The organism is Bifidobacterium dentium JCM 1195 = DSM 20436 (assembly GCF_001042595.1).
Lineage (GTDB): Bacteria > Actinomycetota > Actinomycetes > Actinomycetales > Bifidobacteriaceae > Bifidobacterium > Bifidobacterium dentium.
Window position 1 is genome coordinate 1028576 of the sequence record NZ_AP012326.1, and the last position, 22438, is coordinate 1051013.

General features: G+C 60.6%; 26 protein-coding genes, 1 tRNA gene and 1 pseudogene. 22 read left to right on the forward strand and 6 right to left on the reverse strand.

Translation table 11 applies throughout. The features are described 5' to 3' along the window. Positions 1–5: 5 nt before the first annotated feature. From uvrB to pyk, 3 genes are all read left to right on the forward strand, one after another. Positions 6–2117 carry an excinuclease ABC subunit UvrB gene (gene uvrB / locus BBDE_RS04375; RefSeq protein WP_033489310.1) on the forward strand — a complete coding sequence of 704 codons (2112 nt, stop codon included), beginning with the start codon at positions 6–8 and terminating at the stop codon, positions 2115–2117. 39 nt (positions 2118–2156) lie between these two features. Then, entirely contained in the window at positions 2157–3140 is a 984-nt protein-coding gene (locus BBDE_RS04380) for a TerC family protein (RefSeq protein WP_003840565.1), read from the forward strand. 173 nt (positions 3141–3313) lie between these two features. Beyond that, complete coding sequence (pyk, locus tag BBDE_RS04385; protein ID WP_003840563.1) at positions 3314–4756, forward strand: pyruvate kinase; 1443 nt, start codon at positions 3314–3316, stop codon at positions 4754–4756. A 124-nt stretch (positions 4757–4880) separates the two neighbouring features. Here pyk and BBDE_RS04390 read toward each other — a convergent pair whose 3' ends face one another. Continuing rightward, entirely contained in the window at positions 4881–5489 is a 609-nt protein-coding gene (locus tag BBDE_RS04390) for an NUDIX domain-containing protein (protein WP_003840562.1), read from the reverse strand. A gap of 187 nt (positions 5490–5676) precedes the next feature. On the opposite strand from BBDE_RS04390, the gene BBDE_RS04395 reads away from it, so the two are divergent. Next, positions 5677–5750, forward strand: a tRNA-Leu gene (locus tag BBDE_RS04395). Between the two features lie 348 nt (positions 5751–6098). Here BBDE_RS04395 and BBDE_RS11680 read toward each other — a convergent pair. Then, a pseudogene (locus tag BBDE_RS11680) lies at positions 6099–6275 on the reverse strand (hypothetical protein); the annotation flags it as partial. A 113-nt stretch (positions 6276–6388) separates the two neighbouring features. On the opposite strand from BBDE_RS11680, the gene BBDE_RS11685 reads away from it, so the two are divergent. Both BBDE_RS11685 and BBDE_RS04410 read left to right on the forward strand, forming a co-directional pair. Beyond that, complete coding sequence (locus BBDE_RS11685) at positions 6389–6568, forward strand: helix-turn-helix transcriptional regulator (RefSeq protein ID WP_003840560.1); 180 nt, start codon at positions 6389–6391, stop codon at positions 6566–6568. A gap of 28 nt (positions 6569–6596) precedes the next feature. After that, entirely contained in the window at positions 6597–6983 is a 387-nt protein-coding gene (locus BBDE_RS04410; protein ID WP_003840559.1) for a hypothetical protein, read from the forward strand. A gap of 108 nt (positions 6984–7091) precedes the next feature. Here BBDE_RS04410 and BBDE_RS04415 read toward each other — a convergent pair whose 3' ends face one another. Next, positions 7092–7460, reverse strand: a complete 369-nt coding sequence (locus tag BBDE_RS04415; RefSeq protein ID WP_228369748.1) for a hypothetical protein — start codon at positions 7458–7460, stop codon at positions 7092–7094. Between the two features lie 345 nt (positions 7461–7805). On the opposite strand from BBDE_RS04415, the gene BBDE_RS04420 reads away from it, so the two are divergent. From BBDE_RS04420 to BBDE_RS04445, 6 genes are all read left to right on the forward strand, one after another. Continuing rightward, a complete protein-coding gene (locus tag BBDE_RS04420) occupies positions 7806–9041 on the forward strand; it encodes a helix-turn-helix domain-containing protein (protein WP_003840556.1) in 1236 nt (411 codons plus the stop codon). A gap of 91 nt (positions 9042–9132) precedes the next feature. Continuing rightward, on the forward strand, positions 9133–10368 hold the full coding sequence (locus BBDE_RS04425) for a DUF2637 domain-containing protein (RefSeq protein WP_003840555.1): 1236 nt from the start codon (positions 9133–9135) through the stop codon (positions 10366–10368). Positions 10369–10416: 48 nt separating this feature from the next. Continuing rightward, entirely contained in the window at positions 10417–11220 is an 804-nt protein-coding gene (locus BBDE_RS04430) for a hypothetical protein (RefSeq protein WP_003840554.1), read from the forward strand. Between the two features lie 382 nt (positions 11221–11602). Then, positions 11603–12886 carry a winged helix-turn-helix domain-containing protein gene (locus BBDE_RS04435; protein ID WP_003840552.1) on the forward strand — a complete coding sequence of 428 codons (1284 nt, stop codon included), beginning with the start codon at positions 11603–11605 and terminating at the stop codon, positions 12884–12886. A 359-nt stretch (positions 12887–13245) separates the two neighbouring features. Then, positions 13246–13575, forward strand: coding sequence for a hypothetical protein (locus BBDE_RS11545; protein ID WP_230454358.1), 330 nt, complete (start codon positions 13246–13248; stop codon positions 13573–13575). Further along, positions 13572–13919 carry a hypothetical protein gene (locus BBDE_RS04445; RefSeq protein ID WP_003840549.1) on the forward strand — a complete coding sequence of 116 codons (348 nt, stop codon included), beginning with the start codon at positions 13572–13574 and terminating at the stop codon, positions 13917–13919. Before BBDE_RS11545 ends, BBDE_RS04445 begins: the two co-directional genes overlap by 4 nt. Here BBDE_RS04445 and BBDE_RS11690 read toward each other — a convergent pair. Next, complete coding sequence (locus BBDE_RS11690) at positions 13888–14583, reverse strand: DUF6037 family protein (RefSeq protein ID WP_222705295.1); 696 nt, start codon at positions 14581–14583, stop codon at positions 13888–13890. The genes BBDE_RS04445 and BBDE_RS11690 overlap by 32 nt on opposite strands. A 246-nt stretch (positions 14584–14829) precedes the next feature. Between BBDE_RS11690 and BBDE_RS04450 the strand changes: the two genes are divergently transcribed. The 10 genes from BBDE_RS04450 to BBDE_RS04505 all read left to right on the forward strand — a co-directional run bounded on the left by BBDE_RS04450 (position 14830) and on the right by BBDE_RS04505 (position 19947). Then, entirely contained in the window at positions 14830–15792 is a 963-nt protein-coding gene (locus BBDE_RS04450; protein ID WP_228369750.1) for a Fic family protein, read from the forward strand. A 457-nt stretch (positions 15793–16249) separates the two neighbouring features. After that, the gene (locus BBDE_RS04460) at positions 16250–17053 is read left to right on the forward strand and encodes a hypothetical protein (protein WP_003840543.1); all 804 of its coding nucleotides are present in this window, start codon (positions 16250–16252) and stop codon (positions 17051–17053) included. Between the two features lie 253 nt (positions 17054–17306). Continuing rightward, a complete protein-coding gene (locus BBDE_RS04465; protein ID WP_003840538.1) occupies positions 17307–17690 on the forward strand; it encodes a hypothetical protein in 384 nt (127 codons plus the stop codon). 11 nt (positions 17691–17701) lie between these two features. Beyond that, positions 17702–17899, forward strand: a complete 198-nt coding sequence (locus BBDE_RS04470; RefSeq protein WP_228369751.1) for a hypothetical protein — start codon at positions 17702–17704, stop codon at positions 17897–17899. Beyond that, entirely contained in the window at positions 17896–18135 is a 240-nt protein-coding gene (locus BBDE_RS04475) for a hypothetical protein (RefSeq protein WP_003840534.1), read from the forward strand. The genes BBDE_RS04470 and BBDE_RS04475 overlap by 4 nt, the downstream gene beginning before the upstream one ends. Continuing rightward, a complete protein-coding gene (locus tag BBDE_RS04480; RefSeq protein ID WP_003840532.1) occupies positions 18132–18311 on the forward strand; it encodes a hypothetical protein in 180 nt (59 codons plus the stop codon). The genes BBDE_RS04475 and BBDE_RS04480 overlap by 4 nt, the downstream gene beginning before the upstream one ends. Further along, on the forward strand, positions 18308–18793 hold the full coding sequence (locus tag BBDE_RS04485; protein WP_003840530.1) for an HTH domain-containing protein: 486 nt from the start codon (positions 18308–18310) through the stop codon (positions 18791–18793). The genes BBDE_RS04480 and BBDE_RS04485 overlap by 4 nt, the downstream gene beginning before the upstream one ends. Before the next feature lie 484 nt (positions 18794–19277). After that, the gene (locus tag BBDE_RS04495; RefSeq protein ID WP_033489283.1) at positions 19278–19478 is read left to right on the forward strand and encodes a pyruvate formate lyase-activating protein; all 201 of its coding nucleotides are present in this window, start codon (positions 19278–19280) and stop codon (positions 19476–19478) included. Continuing rightward, entirely contained in the window at positions 19475–19759 is a 285-nt protein-coding gene (locus BBDE_RS04500; protein ID WP_003840526.1) for a hypothetical protein, read from the forward strand. The genes BBDE_RS04495 and BBDE_RS04500 overlap by 4 nt, the downstream gene beginning before the upstream one ends. Continuing rightward, entirely contained in the window at positions 19756–19947 is a 192-nt protein-coding gene (locus tag BBDE_RS04505) for a hypothetical protein (RefSeq protein WP_003840525.1), read from the forward strand. Before BBDE_RS04500 ends, BBDE_RS04505 begins: the two co-directional genes overlap by 4 nt. Before the next feature lie 263 nt (positions 19948–20210). Here BBDE_RS04505 and BBDE_RS04510 read toward each other — a convergent pair whose 3' ends face one another. Both BBDE_RS04510 and BBDE_RS04520 read right to left on the reverse strand, forming a co-directional pair. Beyond that, entirely contained in the window at positions 20211–21089 is an 879-nt protein-coding gene (locus BBDE_RS04510) for a hypothetical protein (RefSeq protein ID WP_003840523.1), read from the reverse strand. Between the two features lie 838 nt (positions 21090–21927). Next, entirely contained in the window at positions 21928–22308 is a 381-nt protein-coding gene (locus tag BBDE_RS04520) for an ASCH domain-containing protein (RefSeq protein WP_003840520.1), read from the reverse strand. Positions 22309–22438 lie beyond the last annotated feature (130 nt).

Below are 22438 nucleotides of genomic sequence, written 5' to 3' on the forward strand. Positions count from 1 at the left end.
TCGGCATGGGATTCGAAATCGAACGTGTAGACAAACCGTTTGTGGTCAAATCACCATATCGGCCGTCAGGAGACCAGCCGAAGGCCATTGAGGAGCTGGCCACCCGTATCGAAAACGGTGAGAACGATGTGGTGCTTATGGGCGCTACGGGAACCGGCAAAACGGCTACCACCGCATGGCTGATCGAACGGTTGCAACGCCCGACGCTCATCATCGAGCCGAACAAGACGCTCGCTGCACAGCTGTGCGCCGAGTTCCGCGAGCTCATGCCCGACAACGCAGTGAGCTATTTCGTCTCCTATTACGACTACTACCAGCCTGAAGCCTACATTCCACAGACCGACACCTATATTGAAAAGGACTCCAACATCAATGACGATGTGGAGCGGCTGCGTCATGCGGCCACCGCGAACCTGCTGACACGGCGTGATTGCGTGGTCGTGGCCACCGTCTCCTGCATCTACGGCTTGGGCACCCCGGAAGAGTATGCCGGCCGCATGCTGTTTCTCAAGGAAGGCCAGCAGATAGATCGCGACGAGCTGTTGCGCATGTTCGTGTCGATGCAGTACAAGCGTAACGACATCGCCTTCACCCGCGGCACCTTTCGAGTGCGTGGTGACACCGTCGAAATCATTCCGGTATATGAGGAACTCGCCATCCGCATAGAATTTTTCGGCGATGAAATCGACCATATCTCGACCCTGCATCCCCTGACCGGCGACGTGATCGATCACGAGCCGCAGGTGCACATCTTCCCGGCCTCGCATTATGTGGCCGGACCTGAACGCATGGAGCGTGCACTGGCCACCATCAAGGAGGAACTCGACCAACGTGTGGCCGAATTGCGTAAGCAGGGCAAGGAACTCGAGGCGCAGCGCCTCACCATGCGCACCACATATGATCTGGAAATGCTCACCCAAGTGGGTGTATGTTCCGGCGTGGAGAATTATTCCCGTCATTTTGACGGGCGCGAACCCGGTACCCCGCCGCACACCCTGCTCGATTTCTTTCCCGACGACTTCCTGCTGGTCATCGACGAATCACATGTCACCGTGCCGCAGATCGGTGCCATGTACGAGGGGGATGCCAGCAGAAAACGTACCTTGGTGGAGCACGGCTTCCGTCTGCCCTCCGCAATGGACAATCGTCCGCTCAAATGGCCGGAATTTCTGCAACGCGTCGGCCAGACCGTATATCTGTCCGCGACGCCGGGCGATTACGAACTGGGTCTGAGCGATGGTGTGGTGGAACAGATCATCCGTCCGACAGGCCTTGTTGATCCGAAGATCGACGTACGGCCCGTGGAAGGGCAGATCGACGATCTTCTGGCCGAAATCAAGGATCGTGTCGCCAGGAACGAACGTGCGCTCGTCACCACGCTCACCAAGAAGATGGCCGAGGACCTTACCGATTATCTGTTGGAACGCGGCATCAAGGTCGAATACCTGCATTCCGACGTCGATACGTTACGCCGAGTCGAACTGTTGCGTGAACTACGCGAAGGTAAGATCGACGTCATCGTCGGCATCAATCTGTTGCGGGAAGGCCTCGATCTGCCGGAGGTCTCGCTGGTGGCGATTCTCGATGCCGACAAGGAAGGATTCCTGCGCTCCTATCGTTCGCTGATTCAGACCATCGGCCGTGCCGCACGAAATGTGTCCGGCACCGTCATCATGTATGCCGATGACGTCACCGAAGCCATGCACAAGGCCATCGATGAAACCAACCGTCGCCGTGACATTCAGATTGCCTACAACAAGGAGCATGGCATCGATCCGAAACCGTTGATCAAAAAGATCAGCGACGTCAACGATATGTTGGCCAAGGAGGACGTCGATACGCAGACCTTGCTCGGCACCGGCTACCGTAACGCCGACAAGGCGGGCAATTCGCATCTGGGCGTGCCGACCTTCGACAGGAGCGAATCCGACAAGCGCCATGAGGAGATACTTAAGGCCGGCCTGCCGGCACAGGATCTCGCCGACCTTATCCGTCAGCTCTCCGACCAGATGCATACGGCGGCCGAACAACTCCAATTCGAGCTTGCGGCACGTCTGCGTGACGAAATCAGGGATCTGAAGAAGGAGCTGCGGCAGATGACCGAGGCCGGCAAATGATGTTCGTCCGGTCATGTGGCTTACGTACCATGGGGAATTATGGCTGAAACCCCTCTTGCATTCATGATCGTCACATTTGTGACGCTTGGTATCTTCTTCATCGTCGATTTGTTCGTGATCGGTCGCAAGCCACATGTGCCCTCCACCAAGGAATGCGTGCAGCATATCGCTTTTTTCGTGGTCATGGCATTGATTTTCGGCGGATTGATGTGGTACTTTGCGGGTGCCAAGCCGGCCATTGAATTCTATTCGGGCTGGCTTACCGAGTACTCCCTAAGCATCGATAACCTGTTCGTGTTCGTCATCATCATGTCGAATTTCGCCGTGCCGAAACGGCTGCAGAAATTCGTGCTGTCCGTTGGCATCGCCGTCGCCCTCATACTGCGCGGTTGCTTCATTCTGGTCGGTGCGGCCATTATCTCCCGCTTCACGTGGGTGTTCTTTCTGTTCGGCGCGTTCCTTATCGTCACCGCCGTCAAACTCGTCGCCGGAGAAGAGGAGGACGAGGAATACCACGAGAACGGACTGATTCGCGCGCTGCACAAGGTCATCAGGATCACCGATGAATATGACGGCGAAAAACTGCGTACCGTGAAGAACGGAGTCAAGTACTGGACACCGATGCTCATCGTGTTTCTGACCATCGGTACCACGGATGTGATGTTCGCCTTCGACTCGATTCCGGCCATCTTCGGACTGACCAAGGACCCGTTCATTGTGTTCACCTCCAATGTGTTCGCATTGCTTGGTCTGCAACAGCTGTATTTCCTGCTTGGCGAGTTGCTCGACAAGCTGGTCTATCTGCCGCTTGGTCTGTCCGTCGTGCTCGGCTTCATCGGCGTGAAGCTCATCATGGAGGCCATGCACGGCAATTCCCTGCCGTTCGTCAACGGCGGAAGGCCCGTTCACTGGGTTCCGGAAGTGCCGACATGGCTGTCCTTGGCCGTGATCGTCGTGGCCATAGGAGGTTCCGCGCTGGCCAGTGTGCTGAAGATGCGATCCGTGGAGGCCAACGCCCGGTGACTGGTCGGTGAACGGCATGAAAACTGAGGTTTTCGTTCTCCCGACAAAAATGTGAGCGCTCACAACACGCCTCTGTCCGGAGTGGAAGTGAGCGCTTTTTGCTAGTAAACTATGCCATTGGAAACAGGGTCGTCAGATCCAAATCAAATTAGAACAGGAATAGGCAGGCATACATGCGTAAAGCCAAGATCGTAGATACCATCGGTCCCGCTACCGAGTCTCTGGAAGGCATCACCAGCCTCGTCGAAGCAGGTATGGACGTTGCTCGTCTGAACCGCTCCCATGGCACTCCTGAAGACCACCTGAAGGTCTACAACAACCTTCGTGCAGCCGCCAAGGCCACCGGTCGCAATGTTGCCGCACTGGTCGATCTGCAGGGCCCGAAGATTCGTTGCGGTTGGTTCAAGAAGAACGCCGAAGGCGAAGACAAGGTTCAGCTGACCGAAGGCCAGGAGTTCGTCATCACCACCGATGACATCGAAGGCGACGAGCACATCACCTCCACCACCTTCAAGGGTCTGCCGGGCGATTGCCACGCCGGCGATCCGATTCTGATCGATGACGGCAAGGTCCGTCTCGAGGTCACCAAGGTCGAGGGCAACAACGTGTACACCAAGGTCGTTGTGGCCGGACCGGTTTCCAGCCACAAGGGCATCAATCTGCCGGGTGTCGCCGTGTCTCTGCCGGCACTGACCGAAAAGGATGAGGCCGATCTGCGTTGGGCCATCCAGACCGGTGCCGACATCATCGCCATGTCCTTCGTGCGTTTCGCCACCGACATCGATCGTGCCCATGAGATCATGGACGAGGAAGGACGCCGCATTCCGGTCGTCGCCAAGATCGAAAAGCCGCAGGCTCTTGAGAACCTCGAAGAGATCGTCAAGGCTTTCGACGGCATCATGGTCGCCCGTGGTGACATGGCCGTCGAGTGCCCGCTCGAAGAGGTCCCGCTGGCTACCAAGCGTTGCATCGAGCTCGCACGCCAGTATGCCAAGCCGGTCATCGTGGCCACCGAGGTCCTCGGCTCCATGGTCAACTCCCCGGTCCCGACCCGTGCAGAGGCCTCCGACTGCGCCAACGCCATTCTGGACGGCGCCGACGCCACCATGACCTCCAACGAGACCGCCGTCGGCAAGTATCCGGCGGTCACCGTGAACACCATGAGCCGTATTTCCTCCTTCGCCACCGAACACGGTTTCGACCGTATCCCGGAGCTGAAGAACCTGGACATGTCCTCCACCGGCGCAGTGTCCTCCGCTGCCGTCGATCTGGCCGACAAGCTCAACGCCAAGGCCATTGTCGCCTACACCCAGACCGGTTCCACCGTGCATCGCGTCTCCCGCGAGCGTCCGGCCACCCCGATCTACGGCATCACCAACAACGAGCACACCTATCACTGGCTGGCCCTGTCCTGGGGCACTGAGTCCTTCCTGCTCGATGAGGATTACCATGACAAGTCCCGCAAGGACCTGATGATCTTCACCGACAAGATCCTCAAGGATGCCGGCAAGGTCGTCGATGGCGACAAGATCGTCGTGCTGAGCTCCGCTCAGGGCGAGCACCAGCCGGGCCGTACCGACTCCATCTACGTCCACACCGTCGGTGCCTGCGACTGAGATCGGAACAGGGCGACTGACTGATTGACATCAGAGGAGCTCCTACCACATCCTGGTAGGAGCTCCTCTGATGTCTGTGCCGGGTTCTTGGGCGATGGCGTATGCTACGGGGCGTGCATGGACGTTATTCGTTCAATCCTTCGGCCAGATTGTCCGGCCCGCAGTGCAGCCGCAGGATGGCGATGATGGTCTTAGCGTCGACAATCGTGCCGTTGATGACCATGTCGTATGCCTCATCCAACGAAAAGAGACGCACTTCCGCACGTGGCGTTTCCGGACCGAGCTTGCTACGGTCGGACGGCGTCAGTCCTGTGGCCAGAAACAGCGCCGTATGTTGGTTGGAGGAACTTGGCGTATTGATGAAACGAGAGAACTGGCTGAACCGTTCCGCCTCGAATCCCGCTTCTTCGCGTAGCTTGCGTGCGGCCACATCCAATGGGCGCTCGTCAGGGGAAAGGGCATGTCCCGCCGGAATTTCCAGCGTCCAACGGTGGGTGGGAATGCGGTACTGTTCCACCAGTGGAATTTGTCCGTCTTCGGTGACGGCAAGCACGCCAACGGTGTCTCCACCGTTCTCCTGAACCAAGTAACGCTCGAAATGGCCGACCTCGGATGAATTGAACGCAACGTGATCCACATTGAAATAATGGCTTGCGACAATTTGTTTGCGGACTTCCTCTTTGACCGGGGCGGTGCGCCATGGATCGAAGCGACGATAGGTCTCATTGCTCATATGTGCCCTCCTTACAGGGGATGTGCAATCACTTGCCATTGTAAGCCGAAAGCGATCGATAACGCAGAGGGCGAAAACGTGTTCCGCGACGTGGTCGACCGGATGAATCGTGGTGAGAAGGTTCGCGACACCGCCGAAGGTTTTGCAAAATCCCCTTCATGTGGTATAGTTCCATAACTGTGCGCAAGCCCCTGTATCCCAATTGGTAGAGGAAGCAGCCTCAAAATCTGCGCAGTGTGGGTTCGAGTCCCACCGGGGGCACCCAAAACGGGATCTCGCGGAGAAGCGGGAACCCATGGCCCCGGGGCCGATCAGATCGGCGTCCAGGGAAGCCATCACGAACGCGCGAGGTCCGACGGCCCCGTGCGTTTTGTTTTCTTCGCCTCCTTCCGGTTGCCTGTAGTATCGTGCCATACCCGCACCAGCTGAGGCGCTGCCGGAGGCACTGACAAGCTCATGTTGAGAATTATCACTTGGCGCATCATGCGCCAAGTGATAATCCCGATAGGCAGGCTCCTCGAAGAGATAGTCTTTGAGAGCCGTCGGAGAGACGAGAACGTAGAACGGCAGACTGAAGTACGTGGCCGCATTTGCGATATCCGCAGAAGTCCATTCAGCTTTGTTGTTCAGCTTGCGACTGACTGATGCTTGGGCGAGACCTAAAGCGGCAGCAAAATCGCTTTGACTTTTCTCGGGGAATCGGGCTAGCAGCATTCTTATGTTGTTACGGACGATTCTCTGCATATCTTGCGCAGCTTGTGTTTGATTATTTTCTTTCTTTTGCATGCAATCAATTCTAAACACACCAATTTGATATTTTGACTGAAGCTGTTATTGTTATACGCATGACGTATAAAACACTCTCACATCGTATTGAATTTCTGAGGAGAGAACGGCACATGAATCAAGCTGAGTTCGGAAGACTCCTAGGCATAACCCAGGCGACAGCATCGCGGAAACTGAATGGTCAGATACCGTTCAGTACTGATGAGGTACTTCGCTGTGCGATTGTCTTTGGCGTGTCTACGGAAGCCTTGTACGGCCGAGAAGACCTTGAAGATCTCAAACAGCCTGTCTAGCGAACGAGAACAGAGAAGGAGAAGAAAAATGCGCACCAAGGAAAAACTGTGGCTGCAGGCCCGTGTTACGGATTCGGAACCCACGAACGGGGAACTGATCGGACTGACGATCCTCAACATCGACACGGGACACCCGAAAGTCGACCACGCGATCTTCAAACCACTGAAACCAACGACACACTGGGACGAACGCCTCACCGGGGGAATCACCAAGGAAGACGCAGGAATCCACCTGCCATTCAGCTTCTACCAGCCGGAAATCCAACACATGATGGACCAAGCGGAAGGATTCGAAGGACCGAACATCGTCCGGGACCTCGGATTCCTCCAAGCGCAAGGCATCAGACCCCCCGTGACCGCATGGATCAGACAGACCGAGCAGGAGCCACGACGGAAACGCACGCGACACAACTGAACAGGCAACAGACGTCCGTGAACGAATTGCAGTTCGCAACGGGCGATGAACCAGATCCAACCAACAACCAGCAGACGAAAGGAGGACGGCATGACACGGCCACGACAATCACAAGACGCGACAGACATGACGGTGGCCATTCACCGCGGCCACCACATCACGCATATACGCGAAGCCGGCCTCCTCGAACAGGGAGGGGAGCAGCAGACGCTCCAACAAGGCCACGTCCGCACGCTCCGATTCCGTCAAACCGCATCCGGTGGCATCAAAACCGGGACGATGCTCCTGCACGACACGGAGCCAGCAATCATAGGCGCGTGCGGCCCGCTCGACCGGAGGAACGGAACCCAAGGGATCCTCGAACACGACGGCCGCGACGGCATACCACATCCCGCAAGAGGAACAATCCTCAAGAAGACCGACGGTGCGGGCAGACGGCCATCCGCCGGACACACGCCACCCGGAATCCTCACACATCAGCCTCACCATCCAGAACGAACTTCGATATCACTCCAACCACCGAACGCGGAGCCGATAACGAACCGATAGAAAAGCCCGCACACGAGTTGCAGCTCACATGCGGGCGATGAACCAGATCCAAATAACCACTTTCAGTCCCTAGGTAACCAGCCGAGAGACCGAATCCAATCAAAAGAAAGGAGGTACAGACCGAAGACAGGAACAAAGCCCGATCATCAGACATCCAGACCACCCAACCGTGATGGAGGGGTTCGGTTCAGATACCAACCCCAAGGAAACCAACACAACCATCAATCCACAAGGGGTTAATGCCGATCAATCCCTAGAAAAGGAGTCAATACCATGACTGATTATTTCACACTCGACAACGATGACGCCACCCGATATCCGGAATCCACGCAAAACGAAAACGGATTCCGGACCGTGATCGACGCGGAGGTCGTGGATGCCGACGAGATCCTGGACGACGGGACCGGTCTCGACGCGCCCGAACCCATCCGCCTCATTGACGAGCCCATGGAAGACGACACGGACGAAGTGGACGACAATCCCGTCGCGGCATTGGCCGACACGTTCCCCGTCCAGGTCAAGCCCCTGGCCGCGGGCGAGAGCGCGTTCAACGAGGAAGAGGCCCGCAGAAGGACCGAGGAACTCAAGGTCAAGCTCCTGCACGCCCTCGAAGCCCAATACGACCTCATCCAAGCCGCCCAAGCCGCGTTCGAGGGACACATCTGGGTCGCGATCGGCTACCCGCAAGGCATGCCGGGATGGGAAGAATACTGCAAGGACCATTTCACCTCCGACCAGATCCGTGTGACCGGGCAGGCGCGCACCGACCTGATCCTCGGATTCGATCCGAGCAAGATCAGCAACCGCGGCATCGCCGCACTGCTCGGAGTCCATCACTCGACGGTTGATCGTGCGATCACGAAAGCCGGCCGTGAGAAGGCACGCAAGTTCGTCGGCGCGGACGGCAAGGTCTACAGCACCGACACGCTCACCAGCGAGGAGACCGCCGAACTCGCATGGCGGCTGAAGCAGGAAGGCAAGACCCAGAACGAGATCGCGCAGGAACTCGGCAAAAGCCAGTCCACCATCAGCACCGCGATCAGCCGCGAACACAACCGTCTCATGAGCGAAGGCCTCAAAGCCGTAGCCAAACCCGAAAGCGACGAATTCATCCACGCGGACGACGACGAGATCATCGACACATCCGACCAGCTCGGCGAGGAATTCGACCAGGACGTCATCACCACCATGACCCGAGACATCGCCAACCTCGCCGAAGCGATCGACGAGGTCATCAACGACCTCGAATCCGACGAATGGAAACCCGGCAGCCTGCTCGTGTCCACCATCATGGAGAAAAGCAACCGCAGGCTCATGCACTTCTACGACGCGTTCTGCAAACTCCTACGCCTGCACTACATCCAATCCGACGACCTGTACGACGGCGACGACAACAAATACGACATGTTCCTCGAAATGATCATGTTCATCCGCAAAACCATCGAAAGCATCGAGAACGACCGCGAGGACGAAGCCGGGGAATTCGACTTCTCCAAATTCGAGGACTGACACCGACGACCGTCGAACCCCGGGGCGTGCCCGCGCAGGGAACGCGCACGCCCCGCAAGGCCAACGCTGACACACGAGAAGGAAGGACACCATGAACGACACCAACAGCAACACCAGACCGGAAACGGACCGCACAAGCGTGAGGATGTGGCCCGGCATCACCGCCGGACTCGTCATCGGCCTGATCGCCTTCATCCTCAGCTTCGACGCATTGCGCCTCGTATTCGTCTCCTGCGGCATCAACCCGTACCTCAGCTGGGGAGGACCCGTCTGCGTGGACGGCACGATCCTGTTGTGCACGTGGGCCACATGGGGCTTCAAGAAAGGCCACATCCGCGGCGGCTGGTACCCATGGGCGGGACTCGTCCTGTTCTCCGGCTGCTCGATCGGCGGCAACGCATTGCACGCCCTCATCAACAACGGGCTCGAACTGCCCGCATGGGCGCCGGCCACCATCATGAGCATCCCACCCGTCGCGATGCTGTACGCCACCCACCTGATCGTCATCATCGCCGGCGACCGGCTCGACAAGGTCAACGCCCTCATCGGACGAACCCTCGACGACACGGAAACGAAGACCCCGACCGAACCCATGACGGCATCCACGGCCGAACCACTCACGACGCCGTCGTCGGCGCCGGTCCCGCCCGCGCCGGCAACGCCCGCATACGAAACGGTTCCGCCTGCATACGAGCCGGCCACGGTGGAGAAACCGAATCTGAGGGACTTCGCATGGAGCGCACCCACCCCCGCCGACCTCGCCATCGACGACACGGAGGCCGATGCCTCCCCAAAAGCCGTTGAGGCGAACGCCACGGCCGACGCCTCCACCACCGAAAACCCCGCACTCGACATCCAGGCCGATCCCCGGACCATGCCGGAGACCGAACACACGCCGACCATGACGGAACCGGCCGCACCGGAACCGCAGGACGAACCCGAACCGGAATCCGTGAGCGTCGAACCCGAACCGGAATCCGGGGAAACGGCCGGGAACATCGACGGCCCCGACACCGTCACCGTCGAACCATCGGCCGAGACGACACGGGAAGGCGAAGCCGACCCCACGCAGGAGAAAGCGGCGGACGACACGGACAGCGAACGGACCGGGGAACAGGAGCCGGAACCACTGCCGGCACCCTTGGCGGCGTTGAGCAGGAACGAGGCAAGGGACGCCGCCAAATGGCTCGCATGGGCCGACCGCATGCACGAGCAGGGACTCCCGCTCAACTGGCAGACCGCGCAGGACGCCGGAATCGTGTCCAGCACCAGCACCGCGAAACGACGACTGCGCGTCTACAGGCAAGCCTACCCGGACCGGTTCTAGGCCGGGGATGCGCAGCAAAAGGGAAGAGACCGGGAAGGAAACACCACCATGACAGGCCATGTCTACGTCTCCGACAGCGATCGGGAGTTCCGGGCCGTGTACGGCGTCACACCAAGCGAGGTCGACGAGGCCATCGAGGAGAACCGCAGCCGCATCATCAAGAAGCTCAACGAGTGGGGCCAGGTCTGGGCCGTCGACGAGATCGTCATGAACATCTGGCAGGAACTCATCGAGGGCGGACTGAAACGATGGGCCGCATACGCGGACCGCAGACCGTTGGGCGCGTTCGTCAACAGCCTCGTCGACCAGAAGATCGGCGAATGGATGAACACCGACCGGCCCAAATACCGGTCGGGCATGACCTACGCGCCCCAGAACCGCCGCCACAGGAACAACACCCATGACGGGAACGGCGGGCCGGCCGACGAACCGGACGCGGAAAGGATCCGCCGCCAGCTCAGGGCCGAAATCCGTGCCGCGGCCCGTGACAGGCTGTGCGAGCCGGACGACGTGTTCGGCACCGATGACGGTGACATGATCGGCGCCCCCGCCGGCGACAAGGCCAGCTGGCAGGAATGGCAGATCGGCGAGGGAACGCAGGAACAGGCCCACGTGTCCGACGACTACCGGGCGGCCATGCGCGCCCTGTCCTACAAGGTCTGCGCCAAAGCGGGCAAGAAAGCCTGGAGGATCCTCGTCCAGCAGGCCATGCAGGCCACGGGACCACAGGGCGACAGTCTGCGTCGTGAGATCCGCCACTGGCTCGAAAGCCGCCATTACGGCCACGACCCTTCGTTCGACGACTACCCGTACATCCTCAAAACCATCGACAGGCACAGGAGGAACCACTGAGGCGAATCGTCATGGCCCTCGCAGGAGGCGGAGGCGTTCCCACCATGAATCGGCGGATGACGGCGCCGTGCGACGTGGGCATATACGCCGGCCGGGATCTTCCTTTCCGACATCCACGGGCCGGCCACGTGACCGGTGACGGCGCCTCCGCATACGGCATGGCCTGCATCCCCTCGATCAACGAGAACCTCGAAAAGCGACCGACACGAACAAGGAGAACGAATGAGCATCAACGCGATCGCATGGGCGAACGATTCCAAACCGGCCGGACCCGTGGAGAAACCCACGCCCATCGGCCCGGCCCGCCACACGGCCGCCAACGGCACCACCAGACACTGACCACGGAAACCGGAAAACAGCATACATCAAGGAGCATGCCATCATGAGCGTCAGAGCGGTGTCCTGGGCCATCGACCAAGCCCCGGTAGGAGGCAACACCACGGCCCGGATGATCCTCGTCAGCCTCGCCGACAAAGCCGACGAGTACGGCAGGGACGCGTACAAATACGTCTCCGCCATCGCGGACAGCATCCGCAAGTCCGACAGCACCGTCTCGAGGAACCTCGCATGGATGGAGGAGATCGGCGTCATCGAACGCGGCAACCAGCATCTCGTCGACTCGTATCCGGAATACGCGAGACCCATCGTCTACGACCTGCGCCTCGACCTCGTGCAGGAGCCCACCGAAAGGCAGACCAAGAAGGGCCGGCCCGGCCGGCCACGCAAGACCGTCAAGGACCCGAAACCGGCCAGCGAACATACGCCCTCCCAACAAGAGGACAACACCCGGAGAAAAGACGATGATGTCCCGAAAGCCAATGATTCCAACGAAAATAAAACCCTCACCCAAAATAGGACCGGGTTTTTCCCGCAAGAGACGACAGCCGGAAACCCGGTCGCACCGGTGCACCCACCCCGGTCGCATCAGTGCACCCACCCCGGTCGCACCGGTGCACTACATAACGTCCTAAAACACCCTAAAACAAATAACCCCACTGTCCCTACGGGACATCTCCCCGCGGAGGAGACGGATCGGGCGGACGGCGGGAGGGAAGACGAACCGCGGGCCGATGCCGCCGTGACGGTGCTCGACCGGCTCGCCCTGATGCGTTCGAAGCTCGGACTGTCCACCCCGGCCACGACCAAGACGGATCTTCGTGACATCGGCAGGCTCATCGCCCGCGTCACCGAAGCGAACGGCGGCGACATCGCAAAATCGCTCCCGCTCGTCCTCGCCGTGATCGACTGGATGCCCGCGAACACGTTCTGGCTGCGCCGCATCCTGACCGGACGTGATCTGAACGGCAACTGGGACAAGATCGCCAACGACTACGCCGTCGACCGGATCGAGGAGACCCGCCGGCACGACGAAGAGGCACTCGACCGCGGCCGGCCTGCCGCCACGAAACCGGCACACGTCCCGGACGGGCATGTGTCCCGCCACGTGCACACCGCGTTCTGCGGGCACGTCCTCGCCGACATGCGGCCGCACGAAGGCGAATACGACCACGAAGGAAGCCTGCGGGCCGGCAATCCCAGCGAATGGTGGATTGCCTGCGACAGGCACGCGGACGAGCTCAACCGACGAGACGGCATCGAGGAAGCTGCCCGAGAGACTTCGATGCAACGGGACGCGACCAGACCCACGGAAAGGGCAAAGCCATGACACGAGAAACACCGGATGACGAGCTTCGCGCCGTCAACCAGAAAAACCAGACCGGCAAGGCCGCGATCCACGCGCTTCGAAGAGGATCGCCGCCACCGGTCCGATCCCGAATCACGCCTCGAATATCCAAGACCCAATCGGAAAAGACGGACACGCGGACCATCCCGCGAAACATTCCAGGAAACCGATCGAAGGAGCACGATGATGGGATCCGTCCGACATATGCCATCATGCCGGATGAAAGCCCGTCCGCCGCGGCAGTGGACGCATTCGGCGCATCCCGCATCCCTGAACGGAACCGTACCCCGACTGCCCGTGACCGCATGGAAAAACCATTGAAAAGGAGGACGAAACAGGATATGGGAATGCATCTGGAAGCCTTCTGGGAGCCGGACAGGGTCGACGCACACACCGACAGACCGGTCGAAGGGTCGCGAATGCTCTGCCACCTGGCCGTGACCATTGCCATGCCGGCCGATGACATGTCCGTGATCATGGACGGCGATCGGATCGACATGACCATGACGCTCACCCCGGAGCAGATGATGCGCGTGGGGGAATTCCTGACCGTCCAGGCCGGACGTGCCGGCGAGTACCTGCACCGTTACCGGTATCCCGATATGCCTGGCGGCATCGCTCCTGGCGCCTATATCCGCATTCCCTTCGACTTGGAAGGGGCGGGACGATGACGGGTCGGGACATCATGGTGGCCGTCGTCCCGTGGCCGACACGCATCGACGGCGATGCCGGCGATCCGGAGCGTTCCGGGATGCGGGCGGACGGGAGGCTCGCCTACATGCTCACGGTCGAGGGGGACACGGCCGCGGGCGCGCAGGCCGTGTCCGTCAGGAGGGGCGTGACGACCATGACGGTCGGACCCTTGGACGCGGACCAGCTCAGGAGGCTGGGGCGGACGCTCATCCGCAAGGCTGACGAGCATGACCGCCTGCTGGCACGGTTCAGGGATTCCGACGACGCGTTCGGCCTGCGCGCGCAGACAGTCAGCCTATGCGAGATGACGGTCCACCCGTGATCTCATGCCTCCGGAAGTCAGCCAGAGTCAGAGGAAAATCAGCGCGGCTGGCATCAGGGTCAGCGGACCAACATGTCGAAACATCCATCGATCTGCAAAGTTCCGCTATCTCCCGCCCAAGCCAACGCAATGTCTTACGGTAATTTGTCTCGGACTGATGCCTACCGGGCGGGTTCTGTCTCCATCCACACCAGTAGACCTTGTCCGATTCCTCCACGCCCTTCCTATATACAGCGGGAAGATCCAAGGCCGTGCGAATCCGATGCGCGCTCCAATGTGAGGAAACATCGAACGAGGAAGATTGCACGTGGTCCAGGAATTTTCTCGCGCTCCAGGGATTTCCGCTAGGGTGGCCAGTGATGCCGAGAATGCGCATGAGATCCCCAATGCCGTTTCCAATATAGGGGTCGGTGAATAATATCCCAGTGCCACGGTTCATGCGCACTCGATAGATGTGCGCCCAAGACATCGTTCCCATGGAGCCATCCGGAACGTAGGCGACCATCAACGGACAGTAGGCGCCGTGCCCGTCATATTCGAGAGGATCCGAAGAATAGAACGCTTCAAAACATGCGCCGCCATCACGGAAGCGCCATCTGAAACGGGTCGCGTTGTATTCATGGAGGACAAAGCCGCTCACTCTGGTTAGGATGGGAAGATCCATAGGCGCCACTCCCAATCAAACATGGCCGATATCGGCAAGCATATATCGACTTATAGTCCGAAAACGGTCCAACGGAGCGGAAGCGATAGCCCCATTCATCGCACTCACGCATCCCTGAACGGGACCATACCCCGGGTACCTAAAACCGAACCGGAAAACGAAAAGGATCCCGACGGCCATAAGGGCGGGAAGTAGCCGATGAAACCGGATACCATGGATATGAAAACAAGCCGAAGGAGCATGACAATGGGCAGCAGGATCGTGGAACGACTCATATCGGAAAGGGATGCGCGATACTCCAACGGCATCTACGTGGCCACCCAACTGCAGTTCGCGTGGAACTCCAACCACATGGAGGGATCCACCCTCACGCCGAAGCAGACCGCCCAGATCTTCAACACCGGAACGTTCACCATGGACGGGACGGAACGCGTCAGCGTCGATGACGCGATCGAGACCAGGAACCACTTCATCGCGTTCCGCTGGATCCTCGACCATGCCGACGAGCCCGTGGACAAGGACCTCGTCTGCCACCTGCACGCCATACTCAAGAACGGCACAAGACAGGCCGACGAACCCGTATACAACGTCGGAGGATACAAGACGGAACCCAACATCATCGGCGACATGTCCGCGCCGGCGTGCGTGGCCCTGCCCGAAGACGTTCCACAGACGATGGACAGACTGTTCGACATCTACGCGCATCTCGAGGACGATCCCTATCAAATAGCCCGCGCGCATTGGATGTTCGAGAAGATACACCCCTTCTCCGACGGCAACGGCAGGGTCGGCCGGCTCGTCATGTTCAAGGAGCTGCTGCGCATCGACGCCCTGCCCGCCATCATCCACGACTCGCTGCACGACAGGTACACGCACAACATGAGCAAGTTCCCCGAGGAACCCGGATGGCTCGTGGACCTGATCCTTTTCGAAAGGGACCTGTATCGCAGCAAGGTCCTGGACCGTGTGCGGGCGGACGTCGACTACACGTACAACGACCGGTGGAGCGAATCGGACCATACCATCCAGCTGCGGGAGGACACGGAATTCAAGAACGCGTTGGAGGCCCGGTCGAAAAGCACCGTCGACCAACTCCAGGAGGATATGGACGACCTGCTCTGGGGCGGTCCGGCGAACCTGCCGTATCCGACCGCGGAACAAGCCCCGCAGACCGGAACCGACACCACCGGGAACGGGATCGAACCATAGCCAGGCCGATGCCGGTGACCTCTACGACGAGGATCCCCGGTGTCATACCCGAATAAACGAATCCGACGGGAAGGACACGAAATCGGATGGAAACGTCACCCTCGTGATGGCCGACGGGGCCACCGTCTCGATCGGATCCGGAACGGGCATGGGCGGACCCGAATGCACGGCCAAAGCCGGGCGCCAGCCCAGCATCCCCGAACGCCGGACCATGGACCATCGGACGAGGAACGACGAATGAAATCGGACCGGCCGCCCATAGCCCGGCGCCCATAGGGCCGATACATCCCTCCAAGGTGACGAAACCCGCTACGCGCGCCGCCATACCCGTTCCCGACGACCATCCCGACATGGACGGGAAACAAGCATGCGGTCCCGTCCCGTTCCGGATGACGCGACGAGCGGGAGCATGACCCGGTATCTTCGCCATATCGGGGCGGGACGGCGTGGACATGACATGGGACGGAACCTCCCGACCAACGGCACCAAGGAAGACTCCGTACCCTCCCATCTCAACGCATTCACCGCAACCCGAACGGAGGGAAGACAACACATGTCCGAAAACGCGCAGACCATGACGGAATTCACATTCGCGCCAGGCGAGAAAAACATCGTCGGCGACAGGTTCAGTCCCAGCGTCATCATCTTCTGGCTCAAGACCTCGATCGCCGCGTCCAGCACCCGGATCCAATACAAGGCCCCGAACACCCTGTTCGGCCTGATCCCGTTGGGAGCGTCCACCAAGACCATCCCGTTGCGCAACGTCGCCAGCGTGGACACCAACACGAAATTCAACCTGGGAAGCCTCGTATGGGGCCTGATCTTCCTGTTCGTCGGATTCGGCATGTTCGACTCCAACGCGACGGCGGCGATCATCCTCCTGCTTATCGCCGCCGCGAACCTCGCGAACGTGATGAGCGCGAGCCTGGTATTCCGCGACCCGAGCGGCGGGGCGAACGCCATCACCGCGAGCGTGCTCGAGAAGGACAGGCTCATGGGCCTCGCCCAGGAGATCCAGGCGCTGGTGTTCACCGACACGGACCAGCTACGCCACGAGGAAAGCATGCACATGGCCGAAAAGCAGTACGAGGCGCAAACCAACAGCGTACTCATCCAGCAGCGGATGCTCGCCAACCAGCAGAACCGACCCGTCCAGGCGCCCGCATCCACCGACCCGGACACGGAACCGGCGCGGACACCCGAACCGAATGAAAAGGAACCCCACGCCGACACGGACCAGCAGGATCGGCACACGATCTGAAACGATCCCACCCACACGAAACACGAGGGGCGTGACCCGATACGGGCCACGCCCCTTTCCCATATCCGAAGCCAGCGTCAGGAAGGCAAGACCGACACGAAAGAAAAAAGGGGAGAAGACCCACCGTTATCGACCCCCGCAAACGTGAATCCATAGGAGCATGACCCGTTGCCACGCAAGGACGGACGAGACAGGCCCCACGGCATGGACGACATGCCGGACCATCGGCATAAGGGAAGGAAGAATCCCGAACATGGAAGACAGAACAGCCGAACTGACCGACCGGACGGTGAACTTCGCGACGGCCCTCGCCGCACGGGCGCGGACCACGGACCCACTGGACGGAACCGGCGCCACGCGCGGCGTGAACGCGGCATACGCGCACATGAGCAGGACCATGACGGAACTCGGCATCCATATCCCGCAAGAAGCGCCCCTCCCGCAACCCGGGCCCGGGGAATACGCGGCCACGGCCGAGAACCTCTACCATGACCTGATCGCCGGCAGGCCCTCGGCCGGTTCCACGGACGGACACGTCCTCATCCGCCTCGCCCAGGCCGTCAACCGCGCATGGGCGGAACTCACCCTCGCAAACGGAACGTCACAGGCATTCCATGCCGGCGACATCGACGGATGAAGGACGACGAGATGGTGAAGACCCTCGAGGCCCTGACGCACCTGGCCGGACAACTCGACGGGATCGTCCGCAACGAGCTCGAGACACGCGAAGCCATCGCCCGGATGAACGGACAACTCGACATCATCCGCATCCAGATCGGACGACTCGACCCACACACCGCCACACGCGTCCACGGACGCCACGCACGAGGAAGGAACAACGCATGACCGACACGCGCACCTGCACCCTCTGCAGCTGGCCCACCGACCGGGAACACAGCGGCACATACATACTCACCCTCGTACAGACCAGCGGCGGAATCAACAGCCAACGCCGGGAACTGACCATCTGCGACCACTGCCTTGAACACCGCGACACCATCGCGACCATCGGCCGCGGCCGCGAAGGCAGAACCGCGATCACCGTGAACGGATACGTCCGAGGGAAAGGAGCCAGACAATGACAGCCTCACCGACGCCACGCGCCGACGACATGGTCAGGAACCAGGCCGTGGCAAGCCTCATGCGCCAGGAACTGACCGACGAGACACCGGCCGAAAGCTACTGCCTGGGCTACATGGCCGCATGGCATGACGCGATCGACTTCTGCATCCGGATCGAGAAGGAGCTGGAACGATGACCCGAAAGACCTTCACCAGCGAAGAGACGGCCATCCTGCGGACAAGCCCGGCGGTGATCAGGACCACCAGCCGCAGGATCACCTACGCCTCGTGGTTCCGCCGGTACGCCGTCGTCATGAGCCGGCGCGGGGAACGTCCCTCCGACATCTTCCGCGGCGTCGGGCTCGATCCGGGGATCCTCGGCACGAAACGCATCGAACGGTGCATGAACAGGTGGCGTACGGAATACGCCGGCACCGAGTTCGGCCCGCACGAGGTCGACGGGCTCCTCGGACATGCCGGCAGGTCGGACGCGGAAGGCCTCCTGGAGTCGCTGGACCGCATGAACGACCAGCTCGACTGCCTCGCCGCATGCGTGAACGTGGTCATCGCCCATACGCGTGACGTCATCGACGGCATGGACGCCACGCGCAACGCCATGACGGCCGCGAAACGGCAGTCCGCCCGGCTGCGCGACGCCATCCAGGCCGACAGGCGCTGACAAAGAAACCACATGACCGAGTCCGTCACCATCCCCGGAAAGGAAACCATGAAGGACCACGTCAAACCCAACGGCCCGATCCCGTCCGACACCCATCCGCGCGTGGAACACCGAAGCCGGAAAACGAAAGGACCGGAAGAAAACCCGACCATGACGCAGGCAACCCTCCCGACCATGAACGCAACCGGCTCGACCATCCCGACGGGACCGCGACCGGCTCGACCATCCCGACGGGACCGCGAGGGGACCATAGGCCGGAAGACATCGAACTATGCGACAGGATCGCCAGACAGATGCGCCGGCACAACCTCGCCCACAGGAACGAGGAAGGAGACGCGTTCTGCTGGTGCGGCCTACGGTTCGCGACCCTCGACGGACTCTACCGGCACTGCGCCCGCCACTACCTCGAAACCATGGACGGCCGGACGGACATCACGACGGACGGCCGTCAGACGGCCCGGAAAACCAAGGAAAGGAAAACGACATGAAAGACATGAAAGACGAGACGCCGGCCGCATGCCCCATCGCATGCCCATACTGCCATGCCAACGCGGGATTCGACCGTGAACGCATGAACGGGATCAGGACCGATGAAACGACGCATGCCACATGCCACGCATGCGGCGGACGCTACCGTATCCAACCGGTTCACCGCTACCTCGTGGACAAGGAGCCCGAACGATGAGAATCACCTTCGACGGGAACGACAGAGCCCACCTCACGGGCCTCAAGGCCGTGGACCGTTGCGGCGAGACGCGCATCCGCCGGAACCACGGCTTCGCCGAGGAGACCATCCGACGCGTCAGGGCCGGCGGATCGCCCGCACGCCCGTTCGAACGGGCCGGCCGCGGGCCGAAGATCATCGGACGCAAACGCATCGAACGATGCATCGCCCGTTGGAGGGCCGCCCGGCCCGAAGGAAACGACGTCCACGAAACCACGGAAGAAGAAGAGGGGAAGGCATGAGGAACGACGATCCTGTCATGAAGGCCATCATCCTGCTGGCCGCCAGCATCCTGTCCATCATCCTCACGCTTGCGGGCTGCGTCATCGCCCCGGGCCTCGGATGGCTGTGGCTCGTCATGCTCGTGACCTTCATCGCCGCGGCGGGCTTCTGCATCCGGACCATCATCGGACGACGACCCCGCCGATAACGCGACGGCGACACGTGGACATGACGGGACGGGAAAGACGCCTGTCGGCGATCCAGGACTCTCAAAGACAGAAAACAGGCGACATGCGGCCGCGCCACATGCATGACAGACCCACGGTACGCAGCCAGGCCGCCAGCCGCCCGTTCCCGCCCGCATGCCCCTGTCTCGCCGGGGCATGCGCATATGCGTCGACGGCCCTCCACCGCAAGCCAGGTGGAGGGCCGTCGTCATTTCCTCCGCACGGGAGCCGGCGGAACGCGCGGTCAGTCCCGACCGTCGGATCCCGGGTATCCGATGATCCGCTCGTCGACCAATCCGCGCAAACCGTCGCCGATCCGCTCCACATCCAACAGCCAGGCCGTGTCCAGGCGCGGATTCCACAACCCCAGCCGGCGGATCGACCTGTAGACGGGATAGCGCGAATGCAGGCCCATCCGCCAATACGTCAGGACCTGCAGCGTGCCCATGGGGGTCGGAGGCCGCTTCGAGACCTTGAAATCCCATAACGTGTCGCATGTGAGGAAATCACCGTCGCCGGAGGTTATCAGATCCGTGTAGCCGCCATCGAAACGGAAATCACGCCACACCACAGGACCGTACTCGTCGAGGAACGCGAGACTGCGGGCGACCATGCGCGACAGGTTCCAGCACGTCGGCCCGTCCACGTCGATACGCCGCGGCCGCCAGCCCCCGGGACCATGCCTGGACGCGCGGTCGTAATCCAACAGCATGCACGCGGCACGGATCGACCCGCCGGAGAATCCATCCACCATGGAAACGAGCCGTTCCGCCCTGGCGCCGTCACCCACCAGCCGTGCGCCCGTCAAAGGGATGCGGAACGCGTCGCGCACATCGGATCCCGTCATGGCGCGCGTCATGTAATCCACATACAGGCCGGCGATGTCGGCGGGCACGGTCTCCGCCACACGGTCATGCAGGGGTATGGGATCGTCCATCACGCGACGGGAGAACAGGGAGACCGGCAGCAATCCGCCCGGAGGCTGATGCCACGCATGCACGCGCGCGACCACGCTCATCGGATGCAGCCTGCGACGCAGATCCGTCTCGCGTCGTTCGGCCTCCATCATCTCCTCGGCTGACCGCAAATCGAAACCATACGCGTCCGCATCGCGATAAATCATGTGACCCTCACGCGGGAACGGGGGAGGAGAACGCCGATGGACGATAGGACCGGCGGCACGTGGCTTGCCGGGAAGCCCGGCACCGTTCCGAAAGCCTCTTCGCCATGCCCCGGTCCGCTTTCGGGCCGCTCGAAGACGGTGTCGTTTCCGGATTTTCCGGGAGGATGGGGAGGATTCTCCGGGACGAAGGTGAACGTGGACATCCGAACAACCATCGCACATCCCGATTGTCATTCGAAAGACAGCCCCGGAGAAGCCCTGCGGCCATGCTACACAGTCATATCCCGAAAATGGCCGACACGTCCCGTGCAACGGTGCGCCACACCACGCTCGAAACCGCATGCAAACTCGCCCTCGCGCTCGGAGTACGCGTCGAGGACCTCCTCGAGAACGATGCGCGCGAAAGCATCGACAAATGGCATAGTCCCGCCATCCCCGGCATCCGAGAGCAACATGAACGCGACCGACGACCGGACGGAATAGGGCCCAAAGGCTGCCGGGCCTCATCACCGTTCGGATCCGGAGACATGGAATTCAAGCCCTTCGAACCGTTCGAGCCATTCGACTGGAGCAACGAAGAAGAGGACGAGACCGAGAAGGATATCAAGGGCAAGAAGAAAGGCAAGGGCTCGGATGGCATGGGACTTCGCACTCCCATGCCATCCGAGCCCTCCCTTTTTATGTTCCCTCGTCCCAATCATTGCCGATGCGTCTTTACTTGGCCTCCGCCGATCCTCCCGCATGCGAAAGAACCGCACCTTCCGCTCATCGAATCTGAATTTCTCCAGTCCACCAATCGGAGTCGGTTCAGAATGGGTGGCACTCTTACGTCCTCGTGTCAATCAACGTAAATAAATGATTGTGGAGCACTCTTCACCTCGGGCGCATACTCCGACAAGGTTCGGGGCCTGCCAAAACGGCGCACGGATCGCAGTTCGATGGCATAGGCCGTCTCCCTGCCGGCAAAGTAATCCATGAACCGATCATGGCTGATGCCACCATACCTGTTCGTGCGCTTCCAGATGTCCTCCGGAGTGGATTCCATGATGCCGCCTATCCGTGCCTCGGCCACAACCCTGCATTGCGGTCTGGTCGCATAGATGACGAGGATATCCACATCCTTACGTTTGAATATCCGACGGCGGAACTCATAGATCTTCTCTCCGGAGAGGATCTTTTCAGCGTACTCCGGCTTAACCGACAACAGGGCCTTCACCATTAGCCTCTCCCATCCTGAGAATCGTTTCGAATGGATGTTCGTTAATTACCACGCGGGTTAGTCGCTCGTTGGCATTGATGACCTGCGCGCTGATGAGTCCTTCCCGGTTGGGACGATGGTTGAGGGGAAA